This is a genomic window from Sinomonas terricola (assembly GCF_034931225.1).
Taxonomy (GTDB): domain Bacteria; phylum Actinomycetota; class Actinomycetes; order Actinomycetales; family Micrococcaceae; genus Sinomonas; species Sinomonas terricola.
Genome location: NZ_JAYGGQ010000003.1, coordinates 190,583 through 213,928 on the forward strand (window position 1 = coordinate 190,583; position 23,346 = coordinate 213,928).

A 23,346-nucleotide genomic window follows, 5' to 3' on the forward strand; every position below is an offset into this window, starting at 1 on the left:
TCGTGGAGTTCTGGCGCGACCTCCTGGTCTTCGTCGGCGGCCTCTGGGCCGGCACGATCAACACGATCGTCGGCTCGGGCTCCCTCGTGACCTTTCCGATCCTCGTCGCCCTCGGTTTCCCACCCGTCAACTCGATCATCTCGAACGCGATGGGCCTCGTCGCAGGCGGGTTCTCAGGAGCCTGGGGCTATCGCCGCGAGGCGGCGAGCGCGCGGCGGACACTCGTCCGGCTGCTGCCCGTCTCCTTCTTCGGCGGGCTGCTCGGTGCCTTCCTCCTCCTGAGCCTGCCCGAGAAGGTCTTCGGCTACGTCGCTCCCGCGCTCATCGTCGCGGCCATCCTGCTCGTGATCTTCCAGCCGAGGCTCTCGGCCTGGGCCAAGCGGCGCCAAGGCCTGACCCACACGAGTCCCGAGCAGGCGGACCACCAGAAGCTCCCGGCCGTCCTGTACGTGCTGACGTTCCTCATCGGCGTCTACGGGGGCTACTTCACCGCGGCCCAGGGCGTTCTCCTCATGGCGGTCCTCGGCATCTTCTTCCACGGGACGCTGCAGCAGTCGAACGCGATCAAGGTCATCCTGAGCCTCGTCGTGAACCTCATTGCCGCGGTCGCGTACCTGCTGTTCGCGTTCGACCGCATCAACTGGCTCGCGGTGCTCCTCATCGCCGTCGGCTCGCTCCTCGGGGGATTCCTCGGCGCGGGCATCGGCCGGCGCCTCTCGCCGACCGTCCTGAGGATCGTCATCGTGCTCCTCGGCGTCGTGGCGCTCGCGAACATGCTCGCGAAGCTCGTGACCGCGTGAACCCCATCCCGAACCGCATGAACATCGTCCGCATCGGCGGCGCGGACGATCCCCGCGTCGCGGACTACACCCACCTCACCGATGTCCACCTCCGCAAGCTGCGGGAGCCGGCAGAGGGGCTCTACATCGCCGAGTCTTCGCGCGTGTTGAGGCGGGCGCTCGCCGCCGGGCACCGTCCCCGCTCGTTCTTCCTCGCCGAGAAGTGGCTTGAGGGCCTCGCCGATGTCCTCGACGCGCATCCGGACGTGCCCGCCTTCGTCGGCTCCCCGGAGCTGCTCGAGGAGATCACCGGATTCCATCTGCACCGCGGCGCCATGGCGGCGATGCACCGCCCCGCGCCCGTGTCCGTCCGCGAACTCCTCGCCGGGGCGCGCCGCGTTGCCGTGCTGGAGGACATCGTCGACCACACGAACGTCGGCGCGATCTTCCGCTCGGCCGCTGCGCTCGGCATCGACGCTGTGCTCGTCACCCCACGCTGCGGCGATCCGCTCTACCGCCGCAGCATCCGCGTGAGCATGGGCACTGTCTTCCAGGTTCCGTGGGGCCGTCTCGAAGCGTGGCCCGACGGCATCGGCCAGCTCCGGGACCTCGGCTTCACCGTCGCCGCGATGGAGCTCACGGAGGATGCCGTGGGCCTCGACGAGCTCGGAGCGCGCGGCCTCGACAGGCTGGCCCTCGTGCTCGGGACGGAAGGCGCGGGCATCTTGCCCGAGACGCTCGACGCCGTTGACCTCGCGGTCAAGATCCCGATGCGGCCCGGCGTCGACTCGCTCAATGTCGCCGCGGCGAGCGCCGTCGCGTTCTGGGAGCTCCGCCCGCGGTGAGTGGCGGGGGGCTGCGTCGACCGCCTGAGGCGGACCCCGCCGTCGTGCTAGAATCATTGGCTGGCCCTCCAATCGGGAGGGCGTTCACACCTTGCCTCTGGCAAAATCCAGGGGCATAAGCAAAGGGCCTATTGTGAAGTCTGATATTCACCCGAAGTACGAGGCTGTCGTCTTCAACGACCTCGCCTCCGGCGTCAAGTTCCTGACCCGTTCGACCGTCACCTCGGACAAGACGATCGAATGGGAGGACGGCAACACCTACCCCGTCATCGACGTCGAAGTCTCCTCGGAGTCGCACCCGTTCTACACGGGCAAGCAGCGCATCATGGACTCGGCCGGCCGCGTCGAGCGCTTCAACGCTCGCTTCAAGAACTTCGGCAAGAAGGCCTGATCCGGCCTCTCGCCGCGTAAGAAGGCGCCGCCCCTCAGGGGCGGCGCCTTCTTCTCTGTCTGGCTCCGGCCGGTCGCGGGGGCGGGACTAGGCTGGAGCCGTGGCTGAACATCACGGCGAATACAAGGTGCCGGGCGGCAAGCTCGTCGTTGCGGACCTCGCGACCGACGACGGCGCCATCACCTGGGCGAGCATCAACGGCGACTTCTTCCTCGAGCCAGACGAGGCACTCATCGACATCAACACGGCGCTCACGGGGCTTTCGACCGATTCGCCGAACGCGACGATCAGCGCCGCCGTTGCGGAGGCCGCAGGACCCGGCACGGTCATGTTCGGCTTCGACGCGGACGCCGTGGCGGTCGCCGTGCGCCGCGCCCTGGGACACGCGACAACGTGGGCCGACCACGAGTGGGAGATCATCCCGCCGACGCCCCTGCACATCACCGAGCAGGTCGCACTCGACGAGGTGCTCACGCGCGAGGTCGGCGACGGTCGAAGGAATCCGACGCTCCGGCTCTGGGAGTGGGACGAGCCGTCGGTTGTGATCGGCACGTTCCAGTCCTACCGCAATGAAGTCGACCCCGACGGCGTCGCGCGTCACGGCATCACGGTGGTCCGGCGCGTGAGCGGCGGCGGGGCGATGTTCATGGAAGCCGGCAACTGCATCACGTACTCGCTGTATCTCCCGACGTCCCTCGTGGACGGCCTCACGTTCGCCGACTCCTACCCGTTCCTCGACGCGTGGGTCATGGAGGCGCTCGCCGCCGTCGGCGTGAAGGCGTTCTACAAGCCGCTCAACGACATCGCGACGGAGGCGGGCAAGATCGGAGGAGCGGCCCAGAAGAGATTCGGCAACGGCGCGATGCTCCACCACGTGACGATGAGCTATGACATCGACGCCGACAAGATGACGAGCGTGCTCAGGATCGGCCGGGAGAAGATCTCCGACAAAGGAATCGCGAGTGCCCAGAAGCGCGTCGATCCGCTCAAGCGGCAGACCGGGCTCGCGCGCGGCTCCATCATCGAGGAGATGATGGCGACGTTCGACCGTCGCTATGGGGCTCGGCGGGTGAGCCTGCCCCCATCGTCGCTCGAGGACGCGCGCAGGCTCGCCGCCGCGAAATTCGCGACGACGACGTGGCTCCACCGCGTGCCGTAGCCTCCCTCGTGCCGCCTACCCCTCTCGCGATCTTTCCTGGGCGGCAAGGGATCGGCGCAGGTGGTCGCGCTGCTCGATCACGAGCCGGCGCAGCGCGGCTGGAGCGTCCCGATGGTCGGCCAGCCAGGCGTCGGTGCGACGGATCACGTCGTCGTCCTCGGGGGATTCCCCGGGGAGGAGGCTGCGGTCGCCCGGATAGAGCCCGGTCACGATGCGGCTCGCGATCTCATTCGAGCGCCCGGCCCACACACGTTCGAGGCCGTCGAAATAGGACTCCGTGTAGACGGCCTTGAGGCTTGCCGGGCCGAGCATGAAGCCCTCGACGGCGGCCCCGAGCAGCTCGTTGGAGAGCGAGTCGTCGTCGAGGATGGCCTTCCACGCAGCGCGTTTGGTCTCCGCGTCCGGCCGAGCTGCAGCCGCGAGCGCGTGGCCGACGCGGCCGCGTGCCGTCGCGTCACGCGTGAGCTCGGCGTCCAGCTCGGAATGGGCCACCCGTCCCTGGGCTGCGAGGGCCTGCAGGAGAGACCAACGCAGCTCGGCGTCGGCAGAGACACCCTCTGCGCCACCGTCGAGGAGCGCACGAACCGTGCCGAGCTGCCCACCTCCGTACCTGCTGCCCTTCGCGAGCGCCCGAGCCCACGCGAGCTGCTGGTCGGAGCCGGGCTCTGCGGCACCCAGATGATCGGCGACGACCTGGAGGTAGTCGCTGCGCAGGGCGTCGCGCGTCTCGGGGTCCGCGTAGCGTTCGACTGCCGTGCGGGCGTTGTCGAGGACCGTGAGGAGGACTCCGATCGTCGTCTCGGCCGGCCCGAACGCGGCGACGGCGCGAACGTAGTCCCGGGCCGGAACCTCGCCGTCACGGGCTGCGTGCCAGAGCGCGGTCCAGCACAGGGCCCGGGCGAGAGGGTCGGCGATGTCGCCCAGGGACCCTCGGACGGTCTGCTCGGAGGCTGGATCGAGACGCACCTTGGCGTACGTGAGGTCTTCGTCGTTGATGAGGAGGAGATCCGGCGTTGGGAGGCCGGCCAGCTGCGGCAGCTCCGTGACCTCGCCGGCGGGACCGGCCTCGATCTCCGCCTCGATGCTGTGCGTTCGGACGATGCTCCCGGCCGGATCGCGTGAGTAGAGGCCGATCCGCAGTCGGTGGGGCCGAGGCACGGAGAGGCCCGTGACAGGGTCGAGGGCAGTCTGCCGCATCGCGACTCGCGCGAGCCGGCCGCCGTCGTACTCGACCTCCGGTTCGAGCAGCGGCAGACCAGCCGTCTGAAGCCATGCGGCCGCCCAATCGTCCATCGGGCGCCCGGACGCCTTGCTGAGCGCATCGAGCAGGTCGGCCAGCGTCGTGTTGCCGAACGCATGGCGCGCGAAGTACTCGCGCGCGGCCTCGAAGAAGGACTCCTCCCCGACGAATGCCACGAGCTGTTTGAGCACCGACGCGCCCTTCGCGTACGTGATGCCGTCGAAGTTCTGCTCCGCCGCCTCGAGGTCGGGAACGTCGGCCACGATGGGGTGGGTCGTGGGGAGCTGATCCTGCAGGTAGGCCCAGCCCTTGCGGCGGTTCGCGAAATTCACCCACGAGGTGTGCCAGTCCGTTGCCCGGTCCACGGCAAGCGTCCCCATGAACTCTGCGAAGGACTCTTTCAGCCACAGATCGTCCCACCAGCGCATCGTGACGAGGTCGCCGAACCACATGTGGGCCATCTCGTGCAGGAGCGTGTTGGCCCTGGACTCGTATTGCGAGTCCGCGGCCCGCGACGCGAAGACGTACTGCTCCGTGAACGTGACGAGGCCGGGATTCTCCATCGCGCCGAGGTTGTACTCGGGCACGAACGCCTGCTCGTACTTTCCCCACGGATACGCGGGCGTGAAGACCGAATGGTAGAAGTCGAGGCCGCGCTTCGTGAGCCCGAAGATCCGGTCGGCGTCGAAGAACTCAGCTAGCGACGCGCGGCAGAAGGCCGCGAGGGGAATGGTGTGGGCCGTGCCGTCATAGTCCGTGCCCGTCCAGAGGTCTTCTACCACGTGGTATGGCCCCGCGATGACTGCGGCGAGGTAGCTCGGCATGGGCGGCGTCGGGGCGAAGTCCCAGCGGATGACGGCGGGGCCTGCCTCCGCGCCGGGTGGCGTCGACTGCGCGGCGAGCCCTCCGTTGGCGCTCACGAGCCAGTCGTCGGGCGCCAGGACCGTGAAGGAGAACCGCGCCTTGAGGTCGGGCTGATCGAAATGTGCGAAGTAGCGTCGCGCGTCCGCCGGCTCGCATTGCGTGTAGAGGTAGGTTTGGCCGTCCGCCGGGTCTACGAAGCGATGCAGGCCCTCGCCTGTGCGGCTGAACCGCGCGTGCCCGCTGATCTCGAGGAGATTGTGCTCGGCGAGGCCGCGGATCTGGAGGCGCGCGCCGTCGTACAGCTCAGCGGGATCCATCGGTGTGCCGTTCAGGACGACGCTCGTGACGTCGTCGCCCACGAAATCGAGGAAGGTCTCCGCGCCCGGCCGCGCCCGGAATTCGATGATGCTCGCCGTCGGGAACACCTGCTGCTCGGCGTCGGGCGCTCCGCTCAGATCGAGCGTGACGTGACACGATTCCACGTCGATGAGCTCGGCCCGGCGTGCCGCGTCGTGGCGGCTCAGGTTCTCGGTCGACTTGTCCCTAGGCACGCGGTCATTCAACCACGCGGCACCGACAGAACTGCCCGGCGCGTAGGAAACACGTCAGAAACCGAACTGACATGCGCGAGTCGACGTTTGGTGTAAAGCTTTGTCCATGTCGGATCTCTTCGAGGACTACGCCGTCGCCGCGGCCCGCACTGGGGCCTACGACGAGATGTTTGCTCCGGACCAAATCGCTCGGCCCACATACCGCCAGCTGGCGGGAGCCCTGGCCAGCCTCGACCTTGCCGACGTGAGTTCTCGCGCCGATTCGATGGCCCGCACCTTCCTCGATCGGGGCGTCACGTTCGACTACGCGGGGGAGGAACGGCCGTTTCCCCTCGACATCGTCCCGCGCGTCATTTCCGCGTCCGAATGGAATGTCCTCGAGCGCGGCGTCGCCCAGCGGGTCAAGGCGCTCGAGGCGTTCCTCAACGACGTCTACAGCAAGATGTCGGTCGCAGCCGACGGCGTGGTGCCCCGCCGGATCATCACGTCGAGCAAGCATTTCCACCGCCAAGTCCATGGATTCGAGCCGGCCGGGGGCGTGCGCGTGCACATCTCGGGCATCGACATCGTGCGCGACGGCGCGGGGACGTTCCGTGTGCTCGAGGACAACGTGCGCGTCCCGTCCGGGGTGAGCTACGTGCTCGAGAACCGGAGGGCCATGGCCAAGGGCTTGCCGGAGGCCTTCAGCGAGCAGCCCATCAGGCCGGTCGAGGAATACCCGCGGCGCCTGCTCTCCGCGCTCCGCAAGACGGCCCCCGCCGGCGTCGACGATCCGACCGTCGTCGTCCTCACCCCGGGCGTGTTCAATTCCGCCTACTTCGAGCACACGCTCTTGGCGGGCCTCATGGGTGTCGAGCTCGTCGAGGGCCGCGACCTCATCTGCCGCGGCAACCGTGTGTATATGCGGACGACGGCCGGCGAGCAGCGCGTCGACGTCATCTACAAGCGACTCGATGACGACTTCCTCGACCCGCTTCAGTTCCGCTCGGATTCGATGCTCGGATGCCCTGGCCTCGTCAACGCGGCCCGCGCAGGGGGCGTCACGATCGCGAACGCGCTCGGGAACGGCGTAGCCGACGACAAGCTCGTTTATTCATACGTCCCTGACCTCATCCGGTACTACCTCGGCGAGGAGCCGATCATCTCGAACGTCGACACGTTCCGGCTCGAGGAGGACGCGGCGCGCGAGGAGGTGCTGGACCGCCTCGATGAGCTCGTCGTGAAGCCAGTCGACGGCTCGGGCGGCAAGGGGCTCGTGATCGGGCCCGATGCCACGCGGGACGAGCTCGACGTCCTGCGGCGGCAGCTCTTGGCCGATCCGCGCGGATGGATCGCCCAGCCCGTACTGCAGCTCAGCACGGTCCCGACGCTGAGCGGAAACAGGTTCGGCCCGCGCCACGTCGATCTGCGCCCGTTCGCGCTCAACGACGGCGAGGACGTGTGGGTCCTCCCCGGCGGTCTCACCCGGGTTGCGCTCAAGGAAGGCAGCCTCATCGTGAACTCGAGCCAGGGCGGCGGCTCGAAGGATACGTGGGTGCTCGCCGAGTCCCGGAACGTCCCGGTCGAGGCGCAGCCCCGCCATTCGATCAGCATTCGCGAGAGGACGAGCGTGTGGCCCGTCGAAAGCAGCTGGCGGGACCGCGAGGCGGAACAGCAGCAGTGAGTACCGCGCCCCGGCGGGATGCCTATCCCGCTTCCCTTGCCCCTGCCCGGGCGGCCTCCGTCCGCCCCACCCCGACGATTCTGAAAGCCCGAGGAGGGTTCCATGCTCAGCCGCATCGCTGAATCCCTGTTCTGGATTGGGCGCTATGTCGAACGAGCGGACGGCACCGCCCGCATCCTCGACGTCCATCTGGAGCGGCTCAACCACCTGCCGCCGGAAGACCAGCGGAGTGTCGCGCAAGAGCTCCTTGCAGTGATGGGCTCGCACCCTGGGCGCGACGACTTCGGCCTGCCCGAGCTCCTGCACGCGCTCGCCTACGACCGCACCCATGCGACGTCGATCGCGGGCTCCCTCGGCGCGGCCCGCGAAAACGCCCGCCGGGCCCGCGAGACTGTCTCGTCGAGCCTGTGGGAGTCCCTCAACACGACCTATTACGGTCTGAGCCAGCACCGCAAGGACGTTGTCGGAACGTACCGATTCTGCCACTGGGTGCTCGAACGGACCGCGATGGTCGGCGGGCTCGCCGACACGACGATGAGCCACGATGACAGCTGGCTGTTTCTGGTACTGGGCCGCTCGCTCGAGCGTGCGGACATGACGGCGCGCATGCTCTCGACGCGGGAAGTGCACACGGCTGGCATGTCGTGGGTCAACATGCTCCGCTGCGCGGGCGCGTACGAGGCGTTCCTCCGCACTCGTCGCGCGACGTTCGATGACCGGCACGCCGCCGAATTCCTGCTCATGGACCGGCTGTTCCCGCGCTCGATCGTGTACGCGCTGCGCGACGCGGACGATGCCCTCGAGAAGCTCGACCCGTCGGATCAGCGCGTCGGCTTCATCAACGACGCGCGGCGGGTCGTCGGGCAGGCGCGCACGTTCCTCGAGTTCCACCGCACGGATGACCTCATGGTCGAGCTTCCCGAGCACATGGAACGCGTCCAGCGCGCCGTCGCGCAGGCATCGGACGCGATTTCGCGCAAGTATTTCAATCGGGCCGATGAGCAGGCCTGGGTGGGAGAGGTGTCATGACCCGGCTGCGGATCGTCCATCGGACGGCCTACCGCTACAACAAGCGCGTCACGCTGAGCTACAACGAGGCGCGCATGACGCCGCTCACGGAGCCCCAGCAGGTCGTGCTCGAATCGCAGGTCCGCGTGCTGCCGTCGCAGGCCGCGGTGAGCTCGTACAAGGATTACTGGGGCACGCGGGTCACGGCATTCGACATGCAGATTCCTCACGAGTATCTCGAAGTCACGTCGAACACGACGGTCGAGGTGCACCGCGTCGAGCGCGCGCCGTCCGAGGGCGACGTGGTCCCGTGGGAACGGCTGCGGACCCCCGAAGTCGAGAACCAGTTCAGCGACTGGCTGCCGCAGTCACGCCTCTCGGGCCCGGGCAGCGAGGTGCTAGGGTTCCTGCCGGGCATCGCGGGTGGACTCGACCCGAACGCGGCCGCCCACGCTGTCTTTGACTGGCTGCGGGGCGAGATGAGCTACATGCCGGGCGCCACAGGAGTCACTACCGACGCCCAACAGGCCTGGAACCAGCGCCAGGGGGTGTGCCAGGACCTCGCGCACCTCGCGATCGGCTCGCTGAGGAGCCTTGGCATCCCCGCGCGGTACATCTCCGGGTACCTTCACCCCCGGTCGACGGCGGATATCGGCGAGGTCGTCGCCGGCCAGTCGCACGCGTGGCTGGAGTGGTGGGACGGCCAGTGGAGAAGCTGGGACCCGACCAACCACACGCCTGCCGGGGACTTCCACGTCACCGTCGCCCGCGGGCGCGACTATCGAGACGTTCCCCCGCTCAAGGGCATTCTGTCTGGCGGCGGCGGCTCGCACCTCGACGTCTCCGTGGAGATCACGCGCCTCGCGTGAGAGGTTCCGTGCGGCCCCGCCGCGGCCGGCCGAAGGGTGGCCGACGGCGGGGCCCTCGCCTACCGCCGGGCGCCGAGGGAGCCTGCTGAGACGAGGGCCGCGGCCATGAGCGCGACGATGAGCCAGAACGCGCCGAGGAGTCCGGTGGATTCGGCCAGAAGGCCGATCGCCGGGGGTCCCGCGAGGTTGGCGAGATAGCCGATCGACGCGACGACGCTCACGCGTGCTGCGGGGTTCGGCCCGCTCTCCGCCGCGGCCGACATGCCCAGCGGAAAGCCCATCGACACGCCGACCGCCCAGAGCACGACGCCGGGAAGCGTGAGCCAGGCGGAACCGCCGAGAATGAACAGCGCGAGCCCGAGGATGCCGAGCGCGGTCGTCACCCGGATGGTCCGCACCCGGCCCAGCCTGTCGACGACGGGCCCGCCGAAGATGCGGGCGAGTGCCTCTCCCGTCGCGAAGACCGTGAAGAAGAGGGCGGCGCCGGCGGCGGTATCGCCGTGGTCGTTCTGCGCCGAGAGGGTGAGCCAGTTGTTCGCGGAGCCCTCGCCGAGTTCGACGCCGAGCATGACGACGCCGATGAGCAGGAGTCTCCAGTCGGTCCAGGCCCGTAGCCAGTGCCTGAGGTGATCGGCGCGGCTCATGGCCGGGCCGTGGTCTTCTTCGCGCGTGCCCGACGGGATCGAGGCGGAGGCGGCCAGGGCGACGATGGCGATCGCGCCAGCCTCGCCGATGAACTGTACCGACGGCGCGACGCCTGCCGCGGCGCAGACCGCTCCGATGCCGGAGCCGACGGCGGCGCCCACCGACCAGGCCGCGTGCATGAGCGGCATGAGTGTGCGCCCGGCCGTGCGTTCGACCGCGGAGCCTTCGACGTTGATGAGCACGTCGAGGGAACCGATGCCGAAGCCGGTGAGCGCGAAGGCCCCAGCCACGAGGGGCAGGAGTCCCGTGGCGAGCGTGCCTCCCATGAGCGCGATCCCTGCGGCGACGACCAGGAGTGCGCCCGTGACGCTCCGCCGGCTCCCGAGCCAGTGGAGGAGCGGGGTCGCGGCGAGGAGCCCGGCGATCGATCCGACCGTGACGCACGCGAGGAGCAGGCCGATTGTCCCGGTGTTGACACCGAGCTCCGAGGTGACGGCGGGCAGGCGGGGTCCCCACGCCGAGATCGAGATGCCGCCCAGCCCGAAGGCGGCGATGATCGCGTTCCGCCATCGCGCGAGTGCGGCCCGGTCGAGGGCAGTCGAGGTTTGGGTCATGGGGGAACTCCTGGCAGGGGTCTTAAACTTTCCACTGGAAAGTTTCTGCATCGATGGTAGCTGGAGCTCCGCAGTGAAGCGCAAGAGCCCGGAGCCGAAAGGAGCCTTGCCCTACGGGCGCTCGGGCATGAGCCGTCCGAGAAGGGACAGGATGCGGCCCACGTCGATAGCCTCGGGGTCGAGCAGCCACTGGACTTGGAGGCCATCGGACGCCGCGATGATGAGGGCCGCGACGTCCTCGGGCGGGAAGTCTGCGGCCAATTCGCCTGCCTCTTGGGCCGCCGCGATCTTGGCCGCGATGCTGCTGCGCAGCGCCCGGAATCGCCCGCGCACGAAGTCCTGCGTCTGGGGATGCTGCTCTTGGAGGGCGTCCGTCGTGAGCGTCGTGTAGAGCTGCACGAGGCCGGGGATCGAGCGATTCCGCTCCGCCGTCTCGGCCATGGCCAGGACGGGATCGCCATCCACGTCTGCGAGGCTCTCCGAGGTGCTGGCCTCGTGGGCACGGTAGACCTCGATCAGGAGGTCGTCCCGCGAGGCGAAGTAATGGCGCAGGGCCGTGTGGGAAACGCCGATCGCCTCACCGATCGTGCGCAGGGACGCGGCGTCCACTCCCCGCTCGGCGAAGAGCTCGATCGCGCTCTCGAGGATCTGGCGGCGCCGCGCCTCGCCCTTGGCGTGCGAGCGGCGCCCCGCGGCTTCGTGGTCGGGAGTTGTCGTCACCCGACCATCGTAGGAGCGCCGGGGGCGCCGGACGCGGAGACGATCACCAGGGCGAGGGCTTGTAGTCCTTGAGGAAGACCCCGTAGAGGTCGGTCCCTGCCTCGCCCATGACGATCGGATCGTAGACGCGGGCGGCACCGTCCACGAGATCGAGCGGAGCGTGGAAGCCCTCGTCTGCGAGCCGGACCTTGGTGTAGTGCGGGCGTTCGTCGGTGATCCAGCCCGTGTCGACGGCCGTCATGAGGATCTGGTCGCTCGTGAACATCTCGCCCGCGCTCGTCCGGGTGAGCATGTTGAGCGACGCTTTCGCCATGTTCGTGTGCGGATGCCCGGGGCCTTTGTATTTGCGCCCGAATTGGCCCTCCATGGCGGAGACGTTCACAACATACTTGCGGCGCGCCGTCGAACGCCTCATGGCGTCGCGCAGCCGGCTGATCAGGAGGAAGGGCGCCGTGACATTGCAGAGCTGGACTTCGAGCAGCTCGAGGGGATCGACTTGGTCCACCACCTGAGTCCATGAGTTGATGGTCGCGAGGTCAGGCACGAGGCCGCCCGCGTCGATTGCCGTGCCGGCCTCGATGCGCTCAAGCGAGGCGGAGCCCGTCGAGAGCGCGAGGGCCGTGACGGCATCGGGCGCGAGCACGGGGTGCCCGGTGACGCTCCCGGCGATCGAGAGCGGGTGGCGGTCGTGGGCGTGGCCGAACGTGAGCAGCTCCGGACCGCCGTTGGACGCAAGCAGTGCGGCTGGGAGTGGCTCGTCTTCCGCGTCGACGAGCGGGCGGTACGCGGTGGGGGAGCGGCGCACGGTCTGCGCGGCGTTGTTGATGATGATGTCGAGCGGGCCTTCGGCGTCGACCGAGTCGGCGAGTGAGATCACCTGCGAGGGATCGCGCAGGTCGATGCCCACGATCCGCAGGCGGTGCATCCACTCGCCGCTGTCCTCCATTGCGGCGAACCGCCGAGCCGCGTCCTTCGGGAAGCGAGTCGTGATCGTCGTATGGGCGCCGTCGCGGAGGAGCCGGAGCGCGATGTACATCCCGATCTTGGCGCGCCCTCCCGTGAGGAGGGCGCGCCGACCGGTCAGATCCGTGCGCGCGTCGCGCTTCGCGTGGCTGAACGCGGCGCACTCAGGGCACAGCTGGTGGTAGAAGGCGTCCACCTGCGTGTACGGCTGCTTGCAGATATAGCACGCACGTGGCTTGAGGAGGTGCCCGGCGACCTCTCCGGTCGCCGAGGGCTTGAGCTTGTTGCCCTTGGTTTCGTCGTCAATCCGATCCGGGGCCGCCGTTGCGGTCTGCGCGATGACGGCGCGGTCTGCCTCGGCGATGGCATCCCGCTTCTGGGTTCGCGTGAAGCGCCGGTGTGCCTTGAACATCTTGCCCGTGGCGCGCCGCACGGCGACGAAGTCGGGGTGCTCCTCGTCGTACTCATGGATCTTCCCGAGCACTTTGAGGCAAGCTTGGACTTCCTCCGGGGTCAGATCCTCGGAGGACGCGGAATCGGTGGAGCTCATGGCCTCCTAGTCTACCGAGGCTGGACCTCCGCTGCGTCCTCCACGGACGACTGCTCCTCTTCCTCGTCTGCGTCAGGATCGGCGGCCGCTGCGCTGGCCCGCGCGCCGTCGGCCGCCGCCGCGAGGGCGTGGTCTTCGAAGTCGGCCGGGTGCTTGGAAGCCCAGGCAGCCGCGAGCTTGCGTTCGTCGTCCTCCGGCTCGGGCACGTGCTGGCCCTTGGCGAGGACCGTGATGCCGGAATCGGTGACCTGGAAGCCGCGCGCCTTGTCGAGCTTCGCGTCGAGGCCGACCGTGGCACCCGCAGGAACCACGACATTCTTGTCGAGGATCGCCCGATTGATGACCGCTCCTTCGCCGATGAGGCAGCCATCCATGAGGACCGAATCGAGGATGCGCGCGCCCGCGTTGACGCGCACATCGTGCGACAGCACCGATCCCTCGACCGAACCGCCGGTCACCACCACGCCGCTCGAGACGATCGAATCGAGCGCCGAGCCAACCCGGCCGCCCACGCCGCGCACGAACTTCGCGGGCGGGGAGACGCTCTGTCGGGTGTAGATCGGCCACTTCGAGTTGTAGAGGTTGAAGACAGGAAGCGGCGAGATGAGGTCCATGTGGGCGTCGTAGAAGGAGTCGATCGTGCCCACATCGCGCCAGTACGTCCGGTCCCGTTCGGTCGAGCCCAGGATCTCGTTCTGCGTGAAGTCGTAGACCCCTGCCTCGCCGCGCTCGACGAAGTAGGGCACGATGTCCCCGCCCATGTCGTGCTTCGTGTCGAGCCGCTCGGCGTCGCGCTTGAGCGCCTCGACGAGGGCATCGGAGTCGAAGACGTAGTTGCCCATCGAGGCGAGGAACTGGTCGGGGGCGTCGGGGAGGCCCGGCGTCGTCGGCGGCTTCTCGACGAAGGCGGCGATCTTGCCGGGGTCGACCGCGTCCGTCTCGATCACGCCGAACTGGTTCGCCATGCTGAGCGGCTGCCGCACGGCGGCAACGGTCGCCTTGGCTCCGGAGGCGATGTGCGCCTGGACCATCTGGTCGAAGTCCATCCGGTAGACGTGGTCCGCGCCGACGACGACGACGATGTCCGGCTGGTCGTCCTGGATGAGGTTGAGGGACTGGTAGATCGCATTGGCGCTGCCGAGGAACCAGCTCTTGCCGACGCGCTGCTGGGCCGGAACCGATGCGACATAGTTCTGCAGAAGCGTCGAAAGCCGCCACGTTTCGGAAATGTGGCGGTCGAGGCTGTGGGATTTGTACTGCGTGAGGACGACGATGTGCCGATACCCGGAATTCACGAGGTTCGAGAGCGCGAAGTCGATGAGTCGATACGAGCCCGCGAACGGCACGGCCGGTTTGGCGCGGTCCGCGGTAAGCGGCATGAGCCGCTTCCCCTCCCCGCCGGCCAAGACGATTGCTAACACTCGTTTGGGCGCCATTGCGCAACCCCCGTCTTCCGTTGTTCCGGACTGGACGGCACCCTCCGTCATCGGAGGATTGCCACGGGGTTCACACTAGATCACCAACCCGTCACCGACTACGTTGGTCCCGTGCGAATTGACATTGTGACCAAAGAATTTCCCCCGGAGATCTATGGTGGCGCGGGGGTGCATGTCGCTGAGCTCAGCAGGGTCCTTGCCCGCGAGGTCGATCTCAGGGTCCATGCCTTCGGTGCGCCCCGCGAAGCGACCGTCGACGGCGCGACGATCACGTCCCATCAGGTTCCGCCCCAGCTCGCCGGCGCTAACGCAGCGCTCCAGACCCTCGGGATCGACGTCGACATCATCCCGGAGGTCTCGGGCGCGGACGTGGTCCATTCGCACACGTGGTACGCGAACTTTGCCGGGCACATCGCGTCGATCCTCTACGGCATTCCCCATGTGCTGAGCGCGCACAGCCTCGAGCCGCTTCGGCCGTGGAAGGCCGAGCAGCTGGGCGGCGGCTACCGGCTCTCCTCGTGGGTCGAGAAGACGGCCTATGAGGCTGCTTCGGCCATCATCGCGGTGTCCCACGGCATGCGCGACGACATCCTGCGCTGTTACCCCGAGGTCGACCCCGCGAAGGTCCGCGTGGTCCACAACGGCATCGACGTCTCCCTGTGGGGCCGCGACGAGGGCACCGACCACGTGCGCGCCCTCGGCATCGATCCCGACAAGCCGTCGGTCGTGTTCGTCGGCCGCAACACGCGTCAGAAGGGCGTGCCGTATCTCCTCCGCGCGGCGGCCAAGCTCCCGTCGGACGTCCAGCTCGTCCTGTGCCTGGGCGCGGCGGACACGCCCGAGCTGGCCAAGGAGACCGCGGCCCTCATCGACGGACTCAAGGCCGAGCGCGAGGGCGTCGTCCTCATCGAGCGGATGCTCCCGCGTGCGGAGCTCATCCAGGTCCTGAGCCATGCGACCGCCTTCGCATGCCCGAGCATCTACGAGCCGCTCGGCATCGTGAATCTCGAGGCGATGGCGTGCGGCGCGGCCGTCGTCGCGACGGCGACCGGGGGCATTCCCGAGGTCGTCGACCACGGGACCACGGGCCTCCTCGTCCCCATCGAGCAGGTCACAGACGGGACGGGCACCCCTCTCGACCCGGAGAAGTTCGTGGGCGATTTCGCGGCTGCCCTGACCGAGGTCGTCTCGGATCCCGCGAGGGCGCGGGCGATGGGCAAGGCCGGCCGTGCCAGGGCCGAGCAGAGCTTCTCATGGGACAGCATCGGCAAGGCGACGCTCGAGGTCTACAGCTCGGTCCTCGCCTAGCCGCAAGGCCCAGCGAACGACGACGGCGGGCGCTCACCGCGGGCCGCCCGCCGTCGTCGTCGGTCGCCAGGGTCAGTCTCGGCTCACGTTGATCCTGGTTGGCCCGGGTCCGCCTTCGGGCGCCGCGGGGATGCGGACTTCAAGAACGCCGTCCTGATAGCTGGCCTTGATGTCCTCCTGCCTCGTGTTTCGCGGAAGCTGGACCGTGCGGGAGAACGAACCGTAGCGGAACTCCGAGCGATAGCCCTCCTTGGCGGCGTTCTCGCTGTCCTCCTGGCGCTCGGCTCGGATGTTCAGCTCGCCGTCGCGAACCGTGACCTCGATGTCCCGCTCTGGATCGATCCCGGGGATCTCGGCCCGGACAACGTACGTCTCGCCTTCGCGGAACTCCTCGACCCGCAACCACCCGGTGTCCCAGTCGCCCTCCATGAATCGGCGGACGTGCTCCGGGAATCCGAAGCGGCGGAACGGCGGCGGCACTGGCATGTCCCACGGCCCCCTGCGCGCCCATCCTTCGCCACCCATGGCATCCTCCTCGCAAGTCTGCCCGGTCCCGGTGGCCGGGTCCTGCCCTCAGGCTAGACCCGGCTGCGGCGACCGTGGAAGGCGCGCGAACACGGCCCTGAGCGAACGCTCAGGCGTCGGCCGTGGCGGACTTCGCGTGCTTCTCGAGCCGGGGTGCCTGACCCGATGCGCGCAGCGCCGCGTAATGCTCTGCGGCCTCGGCCTGGCGCTCGGCCTCGCCGCCTGCGGCGATCGGCGCGCGCACATGCTCGGGGCCGTAGCCGAACGCGTCGACGAGATCGAGCGCGTGGGGACGGAGCCGCGCGAGGAGCCGGTTGATGTACCCGCCGACGGTGCGCCCGCGCTGCATGCTCAGGCGCCCGTTCATGAGGTACCACGCGAGGTGCTTCTCGATGAGGGAGAGGCCGAAGAGGTCCCGCAGCCACGTCAGGATCTTCTTCGTGCCCGGGTCGCCGACCTCGTCGAGCGCCTCCGTGAACGCCTCCCACTGGAGGAGCTCGGCATGAGCACGTGCCGCCTCGATGAGCTCGTTCTGGTGCTGGTTGAACCGGGCGGCCGCTTCGGCCTGCGGAAGCCTGTTGGCCCCATGCAGCGCCTGCGCAACCTGGGCGACCATCGTCTGCACCCGGTCGGCAAGGAGCAGCCGCTGGGTGTCTTCGTCCCGGAGGGCCAGGGCGGCGCGCTCGGCGCGGCCGCTGTCCCGAACGAACTGGGCGACGGCGCCGAGCCCGGTCTTGTACGCCACACCGGCCGCCTGGCCGAGGGCGAACTTCGCAAGTGCTCCGACGCCCAGGCTCCTGAATTCCTTCGCGTAGTCATTGAGGAGGCGCTTGGCGACGAGCTGGAGGAGAACATTGTTGTCGCCCTCAAAGGTCACGTAGATGTCGAGGTCTGCGCGAAGCGAGGCAAAGCGGTTCTCCATGATGAAGCCCGCGCCGCCGCAGGCTTCGCGGCACTCCTGGAGGATGTCGAGGGCGTTCCACGTCGCGAGCGGCTTGAGGGCCGCCGCGAGGGTCTCGAGCTCTTGACGGTCCTCGTCGGAATCTGCAATCCCCGAGAACACGTCGTCGAACTTCTTCAAGAGCTGCTCGTGGGCGAAGCTCATCGCATAGGCGGAGGCGAGCCGCGGCAGCAGCCGGCGCTGGTGCCGCTGGTAGTCGAGAAGCACCTCTTCCGCCGTGTCCGAGGACGCGTTGAACTGCCGGCGCTCCGCCGCGTACCGGATCGCCGCCGTGAGGGCGAGCTTCGAGGCCGCCGTCGCGGCGCCGTCGAGCGAGACGCGCCCCTGGACGAGGGTTCCGAGCATCGTGAAGAAGCGCCGCCCGGGGCTCGAGATGGGGGAGGAGTAGGTGCCGTCGGGGGCCACGGCACCGTACCGGTTCAGGAGGTTGGCCCGCGGAACGCGGACCCGGTCGAAGTGGAGGCGCCCGTTGTCGATACCGTTGAGGCCGCCCTTGACGCCGTCGTCCTGGCCGCCCACCCCGGGAAGGAAATCCTTCGTGTCGGGATCGCGCAGCGGGACGTAGAACGCATGGACGCCGTGGTTGACGTTCTTCGTGACGAGCTGGGCGAACACGACGGCCGCGAGGCCGTCGTTGGCCGCGTTCCCGATGAATTCCTTCCAGGCAGCCTTGAACGGCGTGTGGATGACGAATTCCTCGGTTTCGGGGTCGTACGTAGCCGTCGTCGCGATGCTCGCGACATCCGAGCCGTGTCCGATCTCCGTCATCGCGAAGCAGCCCGGCACCTCGAGCGACATGATTCCGGGAAGCCACTTCTCGTGGTGGGTCTCCGTGCCGAGGTGCAGGACCGCCGCGCCGAAGAGACCCCACTGCACGCCCGCCTTGATCTGGAGCGAGGGGTCCGCCGTGACCAGTTCCTCGAATCCGGCGATGTTACCTCCGTGGTCCTCGTTCCCGCCGAGCTCGCGGGGGAAGGCCCGATGCACGGCCTTGTGGTCCACGAGGTACTTGAGCTGGCCGAAAACCCGCTGGCGGTGCTCACGGTACGTGAGGCCTTCGAGCTTGTGGAGCTCGGGACGCCCCGCGAGCTCGCGCGCCACGCGCCGCGTTTCGGCCCAGCCCCCGAGGAGCTGTTCGGCGAGGGACGCGACGTCGACGCGCTCGCCGGCCGCCGGTTCGACGGCAAAGGGCTCGTCCGCGGGCTCGCCCGCCGTGGCGACGGTCTCGGAAGCGACTTCAGTCATGGCTGCTCCTTGGTGGGGATCGGGTCCGCCTCGGCCGAGATGCCGGCAAACAGCCAGTCAGCGATCATCGTGGCCATCGAGTCGAGGGTGGGCTTGCGAGAGGTTTCGGGGGTTTCGAGCCAGCGCTCGCCGGCCGCGCGCACGAGTCCGATGGCCGCAGCGGGCCAGAAGGCGATCGTCGCGTGGCGGCCCGGTGCGAGGAGCCGCTGCATGGGCTCCTCGATCATGCGGCCGACGGCGTCGAAGAAGTTCCCGAGCGCCGCGCCGGCTTGCGCGTCGGCTGGCTCGCCGGACGGGACGCGCGTGACGAACTCATAGACATTGGGCGAGCTCGCCGCCATGCCGAGGTAGGCGGACACCATCGCCCGCAGCCCCTCGTGCGGCGTCTGCGCCGCACGAGCGGCATCGGCGATCCGGGACTGCATCTGCGCGAGCACCATCTCGCCCATGGCCGCCTGCAGCCCGGCCTTGTCCCCGAAGTAGCGGTAGAAGACCGACTTTGACGTTCCGGCGGCCGTGGCGATCTCCTCCATCGGCACTTCGGGACCGAGTCGGTGCACGGCACGGCGCGCCGAACGGATGAGCTCGTGTCGCCGTTCCTCACGGTGGGCGGCCCACCGCGCGCTGCGGCCGTCGATGCCTTGCTGCTCGGCATTTTGGGGGAGATTCACGATACCCAGCGTATCAGGTACGCTTGGTATCAGTAACTCAGCTCACAGGGGCAGTTCGTTCCCCACCCAGATGACCCACACCCCACGGAGGCAAGATGTCCACCTTGCGCAAGGCCGTCGTCGTCGGCGGCAACCGGATCCCGTTCGCCCGCGCCAACGGCGCCTACGCGATGAGCTCGAACCTCGACATGCTCACGGCGGCCCTCGATGGGCTCGTCGCGCGGTACGGACTGCAGGACGAGCGCATCGGCGAGGTCGCGGCGGGCGCAGTGCTCAAGCACTCGCGGGATTTCAACCTCACGCGGGAGGCCGTGCTCGGCTCGACGCTCTCTCCCGAGACCCCCGCCTACGACGTCCAGCAGGCGTGCGCGACGGGTCTCGAGACGGTGCTCGGCCTCTCGGACAAGATCAAGCTGGGCCGCATCGAATCGGCCATCGCAGGCGGCGTCGACAGCGCGTCGGACGCGCCAATCGTTGTGAGCGAGGGGCTGCGCCACGCCGTGCTTGAACTCCACCGCGCCAAGACCCTCCAGCAGAAGCTCAAGGCCGTCTCGAAGATCAGGCCCAAGGACGTGGCCCCCGTTGCGCCGGGCACGAACGAGCCCCGCACGGGGCTCTCGATGGGCGAGCACCAGGCCCTGACGACCGCCCAGTGGAAGATCACGCGCGAGGCCCAGGACGAGCTTGCGCTCGTAAGCCATCGCAATCTCGCGGAGGCCTTCGATCGCGGGTTCTTCGACGATCTGCTGACCCCGTACCGTGGCCTCGTGCGGGACGGCAATCTCCGCGCCGATACGTCCCTCGAGAAGCTCGCCTCGCTCAAGACTGTCTTCGGGCGCCAGCTTGGCGACCGCGCGACGATGACCGCAGGCAACTCGACGCCGCTCACCGACGGCGCCTCGACGGTGCTTCTCGCCTCGGAGGACTGGGCCTCGTCCCGCGGCCTGCCGATTCTCGCCGACGTCGTCGACGGCGAGGCCGCCGCCGTGGACTTCGTCCATGGCAAAGACGGTCTCCTGATGGCGCCCGTCTTCGCCGTCGCGCGTCTTCTCGGCAGGCTTGGGCTCGCGTTCGAGGACTTCGACTACTTCGAGTTCCATGAGGCGTTTGCCGGAACGGTCCTCTCGCATCTCGCCGCATGGGAGGACGAGGACTTCTGCCGCGAACGCCTCGGCCTCGACGGTGCGCTCGGCAAGGTGGACCGGGCCAAGCTCAACGTCAATGGCTCCTCGCTGGCCGCCGGCCATCCGTTCGCCGCGACGGGCGGGCGCATCGTGGCCTCGCTCGCGAAGCAGCTGCACGAGCGCGGCGAGGTGAGCGGTCGTCCCGCGCGCGGGCTCATCTCGGTGTGCGCGGCAGGCGGCCTCGGCGTCGCGGCCGTGCTCGAGGCCCGCTGAGGAAGACGGGGGAGACGGCATGACGGACAAGTACACGGCGTTCGTGGGCCACGGCTGGGGCCGCGACCTCGCCAAGCGTCTGGGCCTCCCGCAGCCCGTCGAGCTGCGCAGGTACGCCCAGGGCGAGCAGCTGCCCGGCCCGGTGCTCGTGATCGGCTCGGGCCCGGCGGCCGAGACGCTCGGGACCGCTCTTGAGGCCTGGGGCGTCGAGGTGCGGCGAGCGGCGGACGACGGCGAATCGACTCACGGTGCCGCCGACGGTGCCGGCGGGGCGAAGCTCGAAGCGATCGTCCTCGCCCTCGATGCGATCGAACGGCCCGAGGACCTGAGCGCGCCGGTGCTCGCTGCGGGCAAGGCTCTTCGCTCGCTCGCCGGGTGCGGCAGGGTCATCACAGTGTCCCGCCGTGCGTCGTCCGCCGACGAACCTGCGCTCGCCGCGGCGCGGCAAGGCGTCGAGGGCACCCTGCGTTCGCTCGCGAAGGAGCTGCGCGCCGGCTCGACGGGCAACGGCATCCTGCTCGCGGACGGCGTGGACGCGGGCGCGCCGAGCGTACTCGGCGCCTTGCGCTTCCTCCTGTCGGGCAGATCGGCGTTTGTGGACGGCCAATTCCTCACCGTCGGCTCAGCGGACGGAGAGCTGCCCGTGGATCCCGAGCGACCGCTCGACGGAAAGGTCGCGGTGGTCACCGGCGCGGCTCGGGGGATCGGCGCCGCGATCGCCCGGACGATGGCGCGCGACGGCGCGAAGGTCGTTGTCGTCGATGTCCCGGCCGCAGGCGACGCCCTCGCGAAGGTGGCCAACGACGTTCGGGGCACGGCGCTCCAGCTCGACATCACTCGGCCCGACGCGGGCGAACGCCTCCTCGAGCACGCGCTCGGACGCCACGGCCGCCTCGACATCGTCGTCCACAACGCGGGCATCACCCGGGACAAGCTCCTTGCAAACATGGACGACGCCAAGTGGAACTCCGTGATCGCGGTCAACATCGCGGCCCAGCTGCGCATCAACGAGGCGCTTCTGGCGTCCGAGCGATTCGGCGCAGGGGCTCGCATTGTGTCCGTCTCCTCGACGAGCGGCATCGCGGGCAACCGCGGGCAGACCAACTACGCGGCGTCGAAGGCCGGAGTCATCGGCATGGTGAGGTCGACGGCGGCGCGGCTCGCCGCGCGCGGGGGCACCGCCAACGCCGTCGCGCCCGGATTCATCGAGACCGAGATGACGGCCAAGGTCCCCCTCGTCATGCGGGAGGTCGGGCGGCGCCTCAACTCTCTGCAGCAAGGCGGGCAGCCGCAGGACGTCGCCGAGGCCATCGCCTTCCTCGCGTCGGATGCTGCGGGGGGCATTTCCGGCGCCGTGCTGCGCGTGTGCGGCCAGTACATGCCGGGACAATGAGCGCGCCGACCGCCCGGGGGCTCGAGACCGTCGAGCTGCCCGGCATGCCCTCCCTGTCCAGGCTCTATGTCGAGGCGGCGCGCGAGGCCGCAAAGAAGCTCGTGAGGAAGGCACCGGCGCGCACTGCCCTTCCCCGTGCCCGCCATCACGTGACCGGCGTCCGACCGGACCTCGCGAAGATGACCGAGTACCAAGCACTCCTTGGCGAGACGAAGCTCGACGTCGCTCCCGCTGGCTACCTCCACGCACTCGCCTTCCCCGCGGCCATGTCCGTCATGGCCCGAGACGACTTCCCCCTCCCTCTCCTCGGGATGATCCACGTGCGGAACCGCGTCGAGTATCGGGCTCCTGTGTTGTATCGCGACCTGCTTGAGGTCACGGCCTGGGCCGAAGGCCTCGCTGGCCATCGCGCCGGAACCCAGGTGGGGCTCGTCGTGGAGGTGCGGCACGCCGGGAACGACGACGTCGCGTGGCGCGGCGTGTCGACGTACCTCGCCAAGGGCGTCTTCCTGCCGGGGCTCGACAAGCCTGGTGCCGCGGGGCCGCGCGAGGAGTTCCGCGCGCCGCTCCCGACGGCACTGTGGCGGCTTGGCTCCGAGACCGGACGCGAGTACGCGGCCGTCTCGGGGGACTTCAATCCGATCCATCTGAGCTCGATCTCGGCGCGTGCCCTGGGGATGCGGCGATCGATCGCCCACGGCATGTACACGGCGTCGCGGGCCCTCGCCGAAGTCGGTCCGCAGAAAGGCGACGCGTTCGCCTGGGAGGTGACGTTCGAAGCGCCCGTGTTCCTTCCGGCACGGGTGTGCTTGAACATCGCCGATTCGGCTGATGCTGCGGGCGCGTGGGAGCGATCCGATTTCGTCGGCTGGAACGCGACCTCGGGCAGGCGGCACTTCGCGGGGCGCGTCGTGCGCTTGTAGCGTGCCTGGGTTAAATGGAGAGCACGACACCCCCCGGTCCGAAGACCGGGGGGTGTCGTGGCTTTCGTGCGCGGAGGGGGACTTGAACCCCCACGCCCTAAACGGGCACTAGCACCTCAAGCTAGCGCGTCTGCCATTCCGCCACCCGCGCAGGCGACTCCGAGGGTCCGCTTTTGCTTTTCCCATCGGGGCAACGAGTAGATACTCTACACCATCCCCGGTGGTCGGATGACACCCCGGCGAGGCGCGGCGCGTCGTCGTCGTTCCGGGCTGTCGCCCGACCGCGGGGGCCCCTCGGGCCTTGGAAACCCGGGGCAAGAGCACGGTGAAGGTACCGCTGAGACGACAGATGCCCCGGTCCGAAGACCGGGGCATCAAGTGAGTGCGCGGAGGGGGACTTGAACCCCCACGCCCTAAACGGGCACTAGCACCTCAAGCTAGCGCGTCTGCCATTCCGCCACCCGCGCAGGTGGTCGCGGGAGGCCTCGCATCAAGCGTTTCCCTCCCGGACAGCGAATAAAACTCTACACGATCCGCGCCCCATGAAGAAATCGTGCAAGCCAGCCGCCACCAGGGTCGCCGCGGACTAGGCTGGCTTCACCGAACCGTCGATGCCGAGGAGGAAC

19 protein-coding genes and 2 tRNA genes are annotated in these 23,346 nt (G+C 68.8%); 11 read left to right on the forward strand and 10 right to left on the reverse strand.

Translation table 11 applies throughout. The features are described from left to right. Nucleotides 1-2 precede the first annotated feature (2 nt). The 4 genes from SPF06_RS06665 to lplAB all read left to right on the forward strand — a co-directional run bounded on the left by SPF06_RS06665 (nt 3) and on the right by lplAB (nt 3,174). Complete coding sequence (locus SPF06_RS06665) at nt 3-800, forward strand: sulfite exporter TauE/SafE family protein (protein ID WP_323278226.1); 798 nt, start codon at nt 3-5, stop codon at nt 798-800. Between the two features lie 17 nt (nt 801-817). Further along, nucleotides 818-1,624: a TrmH family RNA methyltransferase gene (locus SPF06_RS06670; RefSeq protein WP_323278299.1), complete on the forward strand. Its 807-nt coding sequence runs from the start codon at nt 818-820 to the stop codon at nt 1,622-1,624. Nucleotides 1,625-1,757: 133 nt separating this feature from the next. After that, a complete protein-coding gene (locus tag SPF06_RS06675; protein WP_323278228.1) occupies nt 1,758-2,015 on the forward strand; it encodes a type B 50S ribosomal protein L31 in 258 nt (85 codons plus the stop codon). Nucleotides 2,016-2,115: 100 nt separating this feature from the next. Continuing rightward, entirely contained in the window at nt 2,116-3,174 is a 1,059-nt protein-coding gene (gene lplAB / locus SPF06_RS06680; protein ID WP_323278229.1) for a lipoate-protein ligase LplAB, read from the forward strand. A 15-nt stretch (nt 3,175-3,189) separates the two neighbouring features. On the opposite strand, the gene pepN is transcribed toward lplAB, so the two are convergent. Then, nucleotides 3,190-5,829, reverse strand: coding sequence for an aminopeptidase N (gene pepN / locus SPF06_RS06685; protein ID WP_323278231.1), 2,640 nt, complete (start codon nt 5,827-5,829; stop codon nt 3,190-3,192). 106 nt (nt 5,830-5,935) lie between these two features. Here pepN and SPF06_RS06690 point away from each other — a divergent pair, with 106 nt between their 5' ends. From SPF06_RS06690 to SPF06_RS06700, 3 genes are all read left to right on the forward strand, one after another. Next, entirely contained in the window at nt 5,936-7,492 is a 1,557-nt protein-coding gene (locus tag SPF06_RS06690; RefSeq protein WP_323278232.1) for a circularly permuted type 2 ATP-grasp protein, read from the forward strand. 102 nt (nt 7,493-7,594) lie between these two features. After that, on the forward strand, nt 7,595-8,521 hold the full coding sequence (locus SPF06_RS06695) for an alpha-E domain-containing protein (RefSeq protein WP_323278233.1): 927 nt from the start codon (nt 7,595-7,597) through the stop codon (nt 8,519-8,521). Beyond that, nucleotides 8,518-9,369, forward strand: a complete 852-nt coding sequence (locus SPF06_RS06700) for a transglutaminase family protein (RefSeq protein ID WP_323278234.1) — start codon at nt 8,518-8,520, stop codon at nt 9,367-9,369. The genes SPF06_RS06695 and SPF06_RS06700 overlap by 4 nt, the downstream gene beginning before the upstream one ends. Before the next feature lie 59 nt (nt 9,370-9,428). Here SPF06_RS06700 and SPF06_RS06705 read toward each other — a convergent pair whose 3' ends face one another. The 4 genes from SPF06_RS06705 to glgC form a co-directional block, all read right to left on the reverse strand. Next, complete coding sequence (locus tag SPF06_RS06705) at nt 9,429-10,628, reverse strand: MFS transporter (protein WP_323278235.1); 1,200 nt, start codon at nt 10,626-10,628, stop codon at nt 9,429-9,431. Nucleotides 10,629-10,739: 111 nt separating this feature from the next. Then, nucleotides 10,740-11,348 carry a TetR/AcrR family transcriptional regulator gene (locus SPF06_RS06710; RefSeq protein WP_323278236.1) on the reverse strand — a complete coding sequence of 203 codons (609 nt, stop codon included), beginning with the start codon at nt 11,346-11,348 and terminating at the stop codon, nt 10,740-10,742. A 43-nt stretch (nt 11,349-11,391) separates the two neighbouring features. Beyond that, entirely contained in the window at nt 11,392-12,861 is a 1,470-nt protein-coding gene (locus SPF06_RS06715; protein ID WP_323278237.1) for an SDR family oxidoreductase, read from the reverse strand. Between the two features lie 11 nt (nt 12,862-12,872). After that, nucleotides 12,873-14,348, reverse strand: coding sequence for a glucose-1-phosphate adenylyltransferase (gene glgC / locus SPF06_RS06720; RefSeq protein ID WP_428985720.1), 1,476 nt, complete (start codon nt 14,346-14,348; stop codon nt 12,873-12,875). Nucleotides 14,349-14,408: 60 nt separating this feature from the next. On the opposite strand from glgC, the gene glgA reads away from it, so the two are divergent. Beyond that, complete coding sequence (gene glgA, locus SPF06_RS06725; protein WP_323278239.1) at nt 14,409-15,605, forward strand: glycogen synthase; 1,197 nt, start codon at nt 14,409-14,411, stop codon at nt 15,603-15,605. 72 nt (nt 15,606-15,677) lie between these two features. Here glgA and SPF06_RS06730 read toward each other — a convergent pair whose 3' ends face one another. The 3 genes from SPF06_RS06730 to SPF06_RS06740 all read right to left on the reverse strand — a co-directional run bounded on the left by SPF06_RS06730 (nt 15,678) and on the right by SPF06_RS06740 (nt 19,007). Further along, a complete protein-coding gene (locus SPF06_RS06730; RefSeq protein WP_323278240.1) occupies nt 15,678-16,130 on the reverse strand; it encodes an Hsp20/alpha crystallin family protein in 453 nt (150 codons plus the stop codon). 109 nt (nt 16,131-16,239) lie between these two features. After that, nucleotides 16,240-18,336 (reverse strand): acyl-CoA dehydrogenase family protein, encoded by a 2,097-nt coding sequence (locus tag SPF06_RS06735; protein ID WP_323278241.1) that lies wholly within the window; start codon nt 18,334-18,336, stop codon nt 16,240-16,242. After that, entirely contained in the window at nt 18,333-19,007 is a 675-nt protein-coding gene (locus tag SPF06_RS06740; protein ID WP_323278242.1) for a TetR/AcrR family transcriptional regulator, read from the reverse strand. The genes SPF06_RS06735 and SPF06_RS06740 overlap by 4 nt, the downstream gene beginning before the upstream one ends. Before the next feature lie 95 nt (nt 19,008-19,102). Between SPF06_RS06740 and SPF06_RS06745 the strand changes: the two genes are divergently transcribed. From SPF06_RS06745 to SPF06_RS06755, 3 genes are read left to right on the forward strand one after another with little or no spacing between them, the layout of a single operon-like run. Next, on the forward strand, nt 19,103-20,404 hold the full coding sequence (locus SPF06_RS06745; protein WP_323278244.1) for an acetyl-CoA C-acetyltransferase: 1,302 nt from the start codon (nt 19,103-19,105) through the stop codon (nt 20,402-20,404). Nucleotides 20,405-20,423: 19 nt separating this feature from the next. Then, the gene (locus SPF06_RS06750) at nt 20,424-21,797 is read left to right on the forward strand and encodes a 3-oxoacyl-ACP reductase (RefSeq protein WP_323278245.1); all 1,374 of its coding nucleotides are present in this window, start codon (nt 20,424-20,426) and stop codon (nt 21,795-21,797) included. Then, complete coding sequence (locus SPF06_RS06755) at nt 21,794-22,720, forward strand: MaoC/PaaZ C-terminal domain-containing protein (protein WP_323278246.1); 927 nt, start codon at nt 21,794-21,796, stop codon at nt 22,718-22,720. Before SPF06_RS06750 ends, SPF06_RS06755 begins: the two co-directional genes overlap by 4 nt. 67 nt (nt 22,721-22,787) lie before the next feature. On the opposite strand, the gene SPF06_RS06760 is transcribed toward SPF06_RS06755, so the two are convergent. Then, a tRNA-Leu gene (locus SPF06_RS06760) sits at nt 22,788-22,871 on the reverse strand. 232 nt (nt 22,872-23,103) lie between these two features. Continuing rightward, nucleotides 23,104-23,187: transfer RNA gene (locus SPF06_RS06765), tRNA-Leu, on the reverse strand. Nucleotides 23,188-23,346 lie beyond the last annotated feature (159 nt).

Coding starts and splice junctions, on each gene's coding strand:
- SPF06_RS06730 (WP_323278240.1), bottom strand. CDS start 16,130: ATGGGTGGCGAAGGATGGGCGCGCAGGGGGCCGTGGGACATGCCAGTG.
- SPF06_RS06745 (WP_323278244.1), top strand. CDS start 19,103: ATGTCCACCTTGCGCAAGGCCGTCGTCGTCGGCGGCAACCGGATCCCG.
- SPF06_RS06715 (WP_323278237.1), bottom strand. CDS start 12,861: ATGAGCTCCACCGATTCCGCGTCCTCCGAGGATCTGACCCCGGAGGAA.
- glgC (WP_428985720.1), bottom strand. CDS start 14,348: ATGACGGAGGGTGCCGTCCAGTCCGGAACAACGGAAGACGGGGGTTGC.
- SPF06_RS06695 (WP_323278233.1), top strand. CDS start 7,595: ATGCTCAGCCGCATCGCTGAATCCCTGTTCTGGATTGGGCGCTATGTC.
- SPF06_RS06750 (WP_323278245.1), top strand. CDS start 20,424: ATGACGGACAAGTACACGGCGTTCGTGGGCCACGGCTGGGGCCGCGAC.
- SPF06_RS06700 (WP_323278234.1), top strand. CDS start 8,518: ATGACCCGGCTGCGGATCGTCCATCGGACGGCCTACCGCTACAACAAG.
- SPF06_RS06690 (WP_323278232.1), top strand. CDS start 5,936: ATGTCGGATCTCTTCGAGGACTACGCCGTCGCCGCGGCCCGCACTGGG.
- SPF06_RS06705 (WP_323278235.1), bottom strand. CDS start 10,628: ATGACCCAAACCTCGACTGCCCTCGACCGGGCCGCACTCGCGCGATGG.
- SPF06_RS06755 (WP_323278246.1), top strand. CDS start 21,794: ATGAGCGCGCCGACCGCCCGGGGGCTCGAGACCGTCGAGCTGCCCGGC.
- SPF06_RS06735 (WP_323278241.1), bottom strand. CDS start 18,336: ATGACTGAAGTCGCTTCCGAGACCGTCGCCACGGCGGGCGAGCCCGCG.
- SPF06_RS06670 (WP_323278299.1), top strand. CDS start 818: ATGAACATCGTCCGCATCGGCGGCGCGGACGATCCCCGCGTCGCGGAC.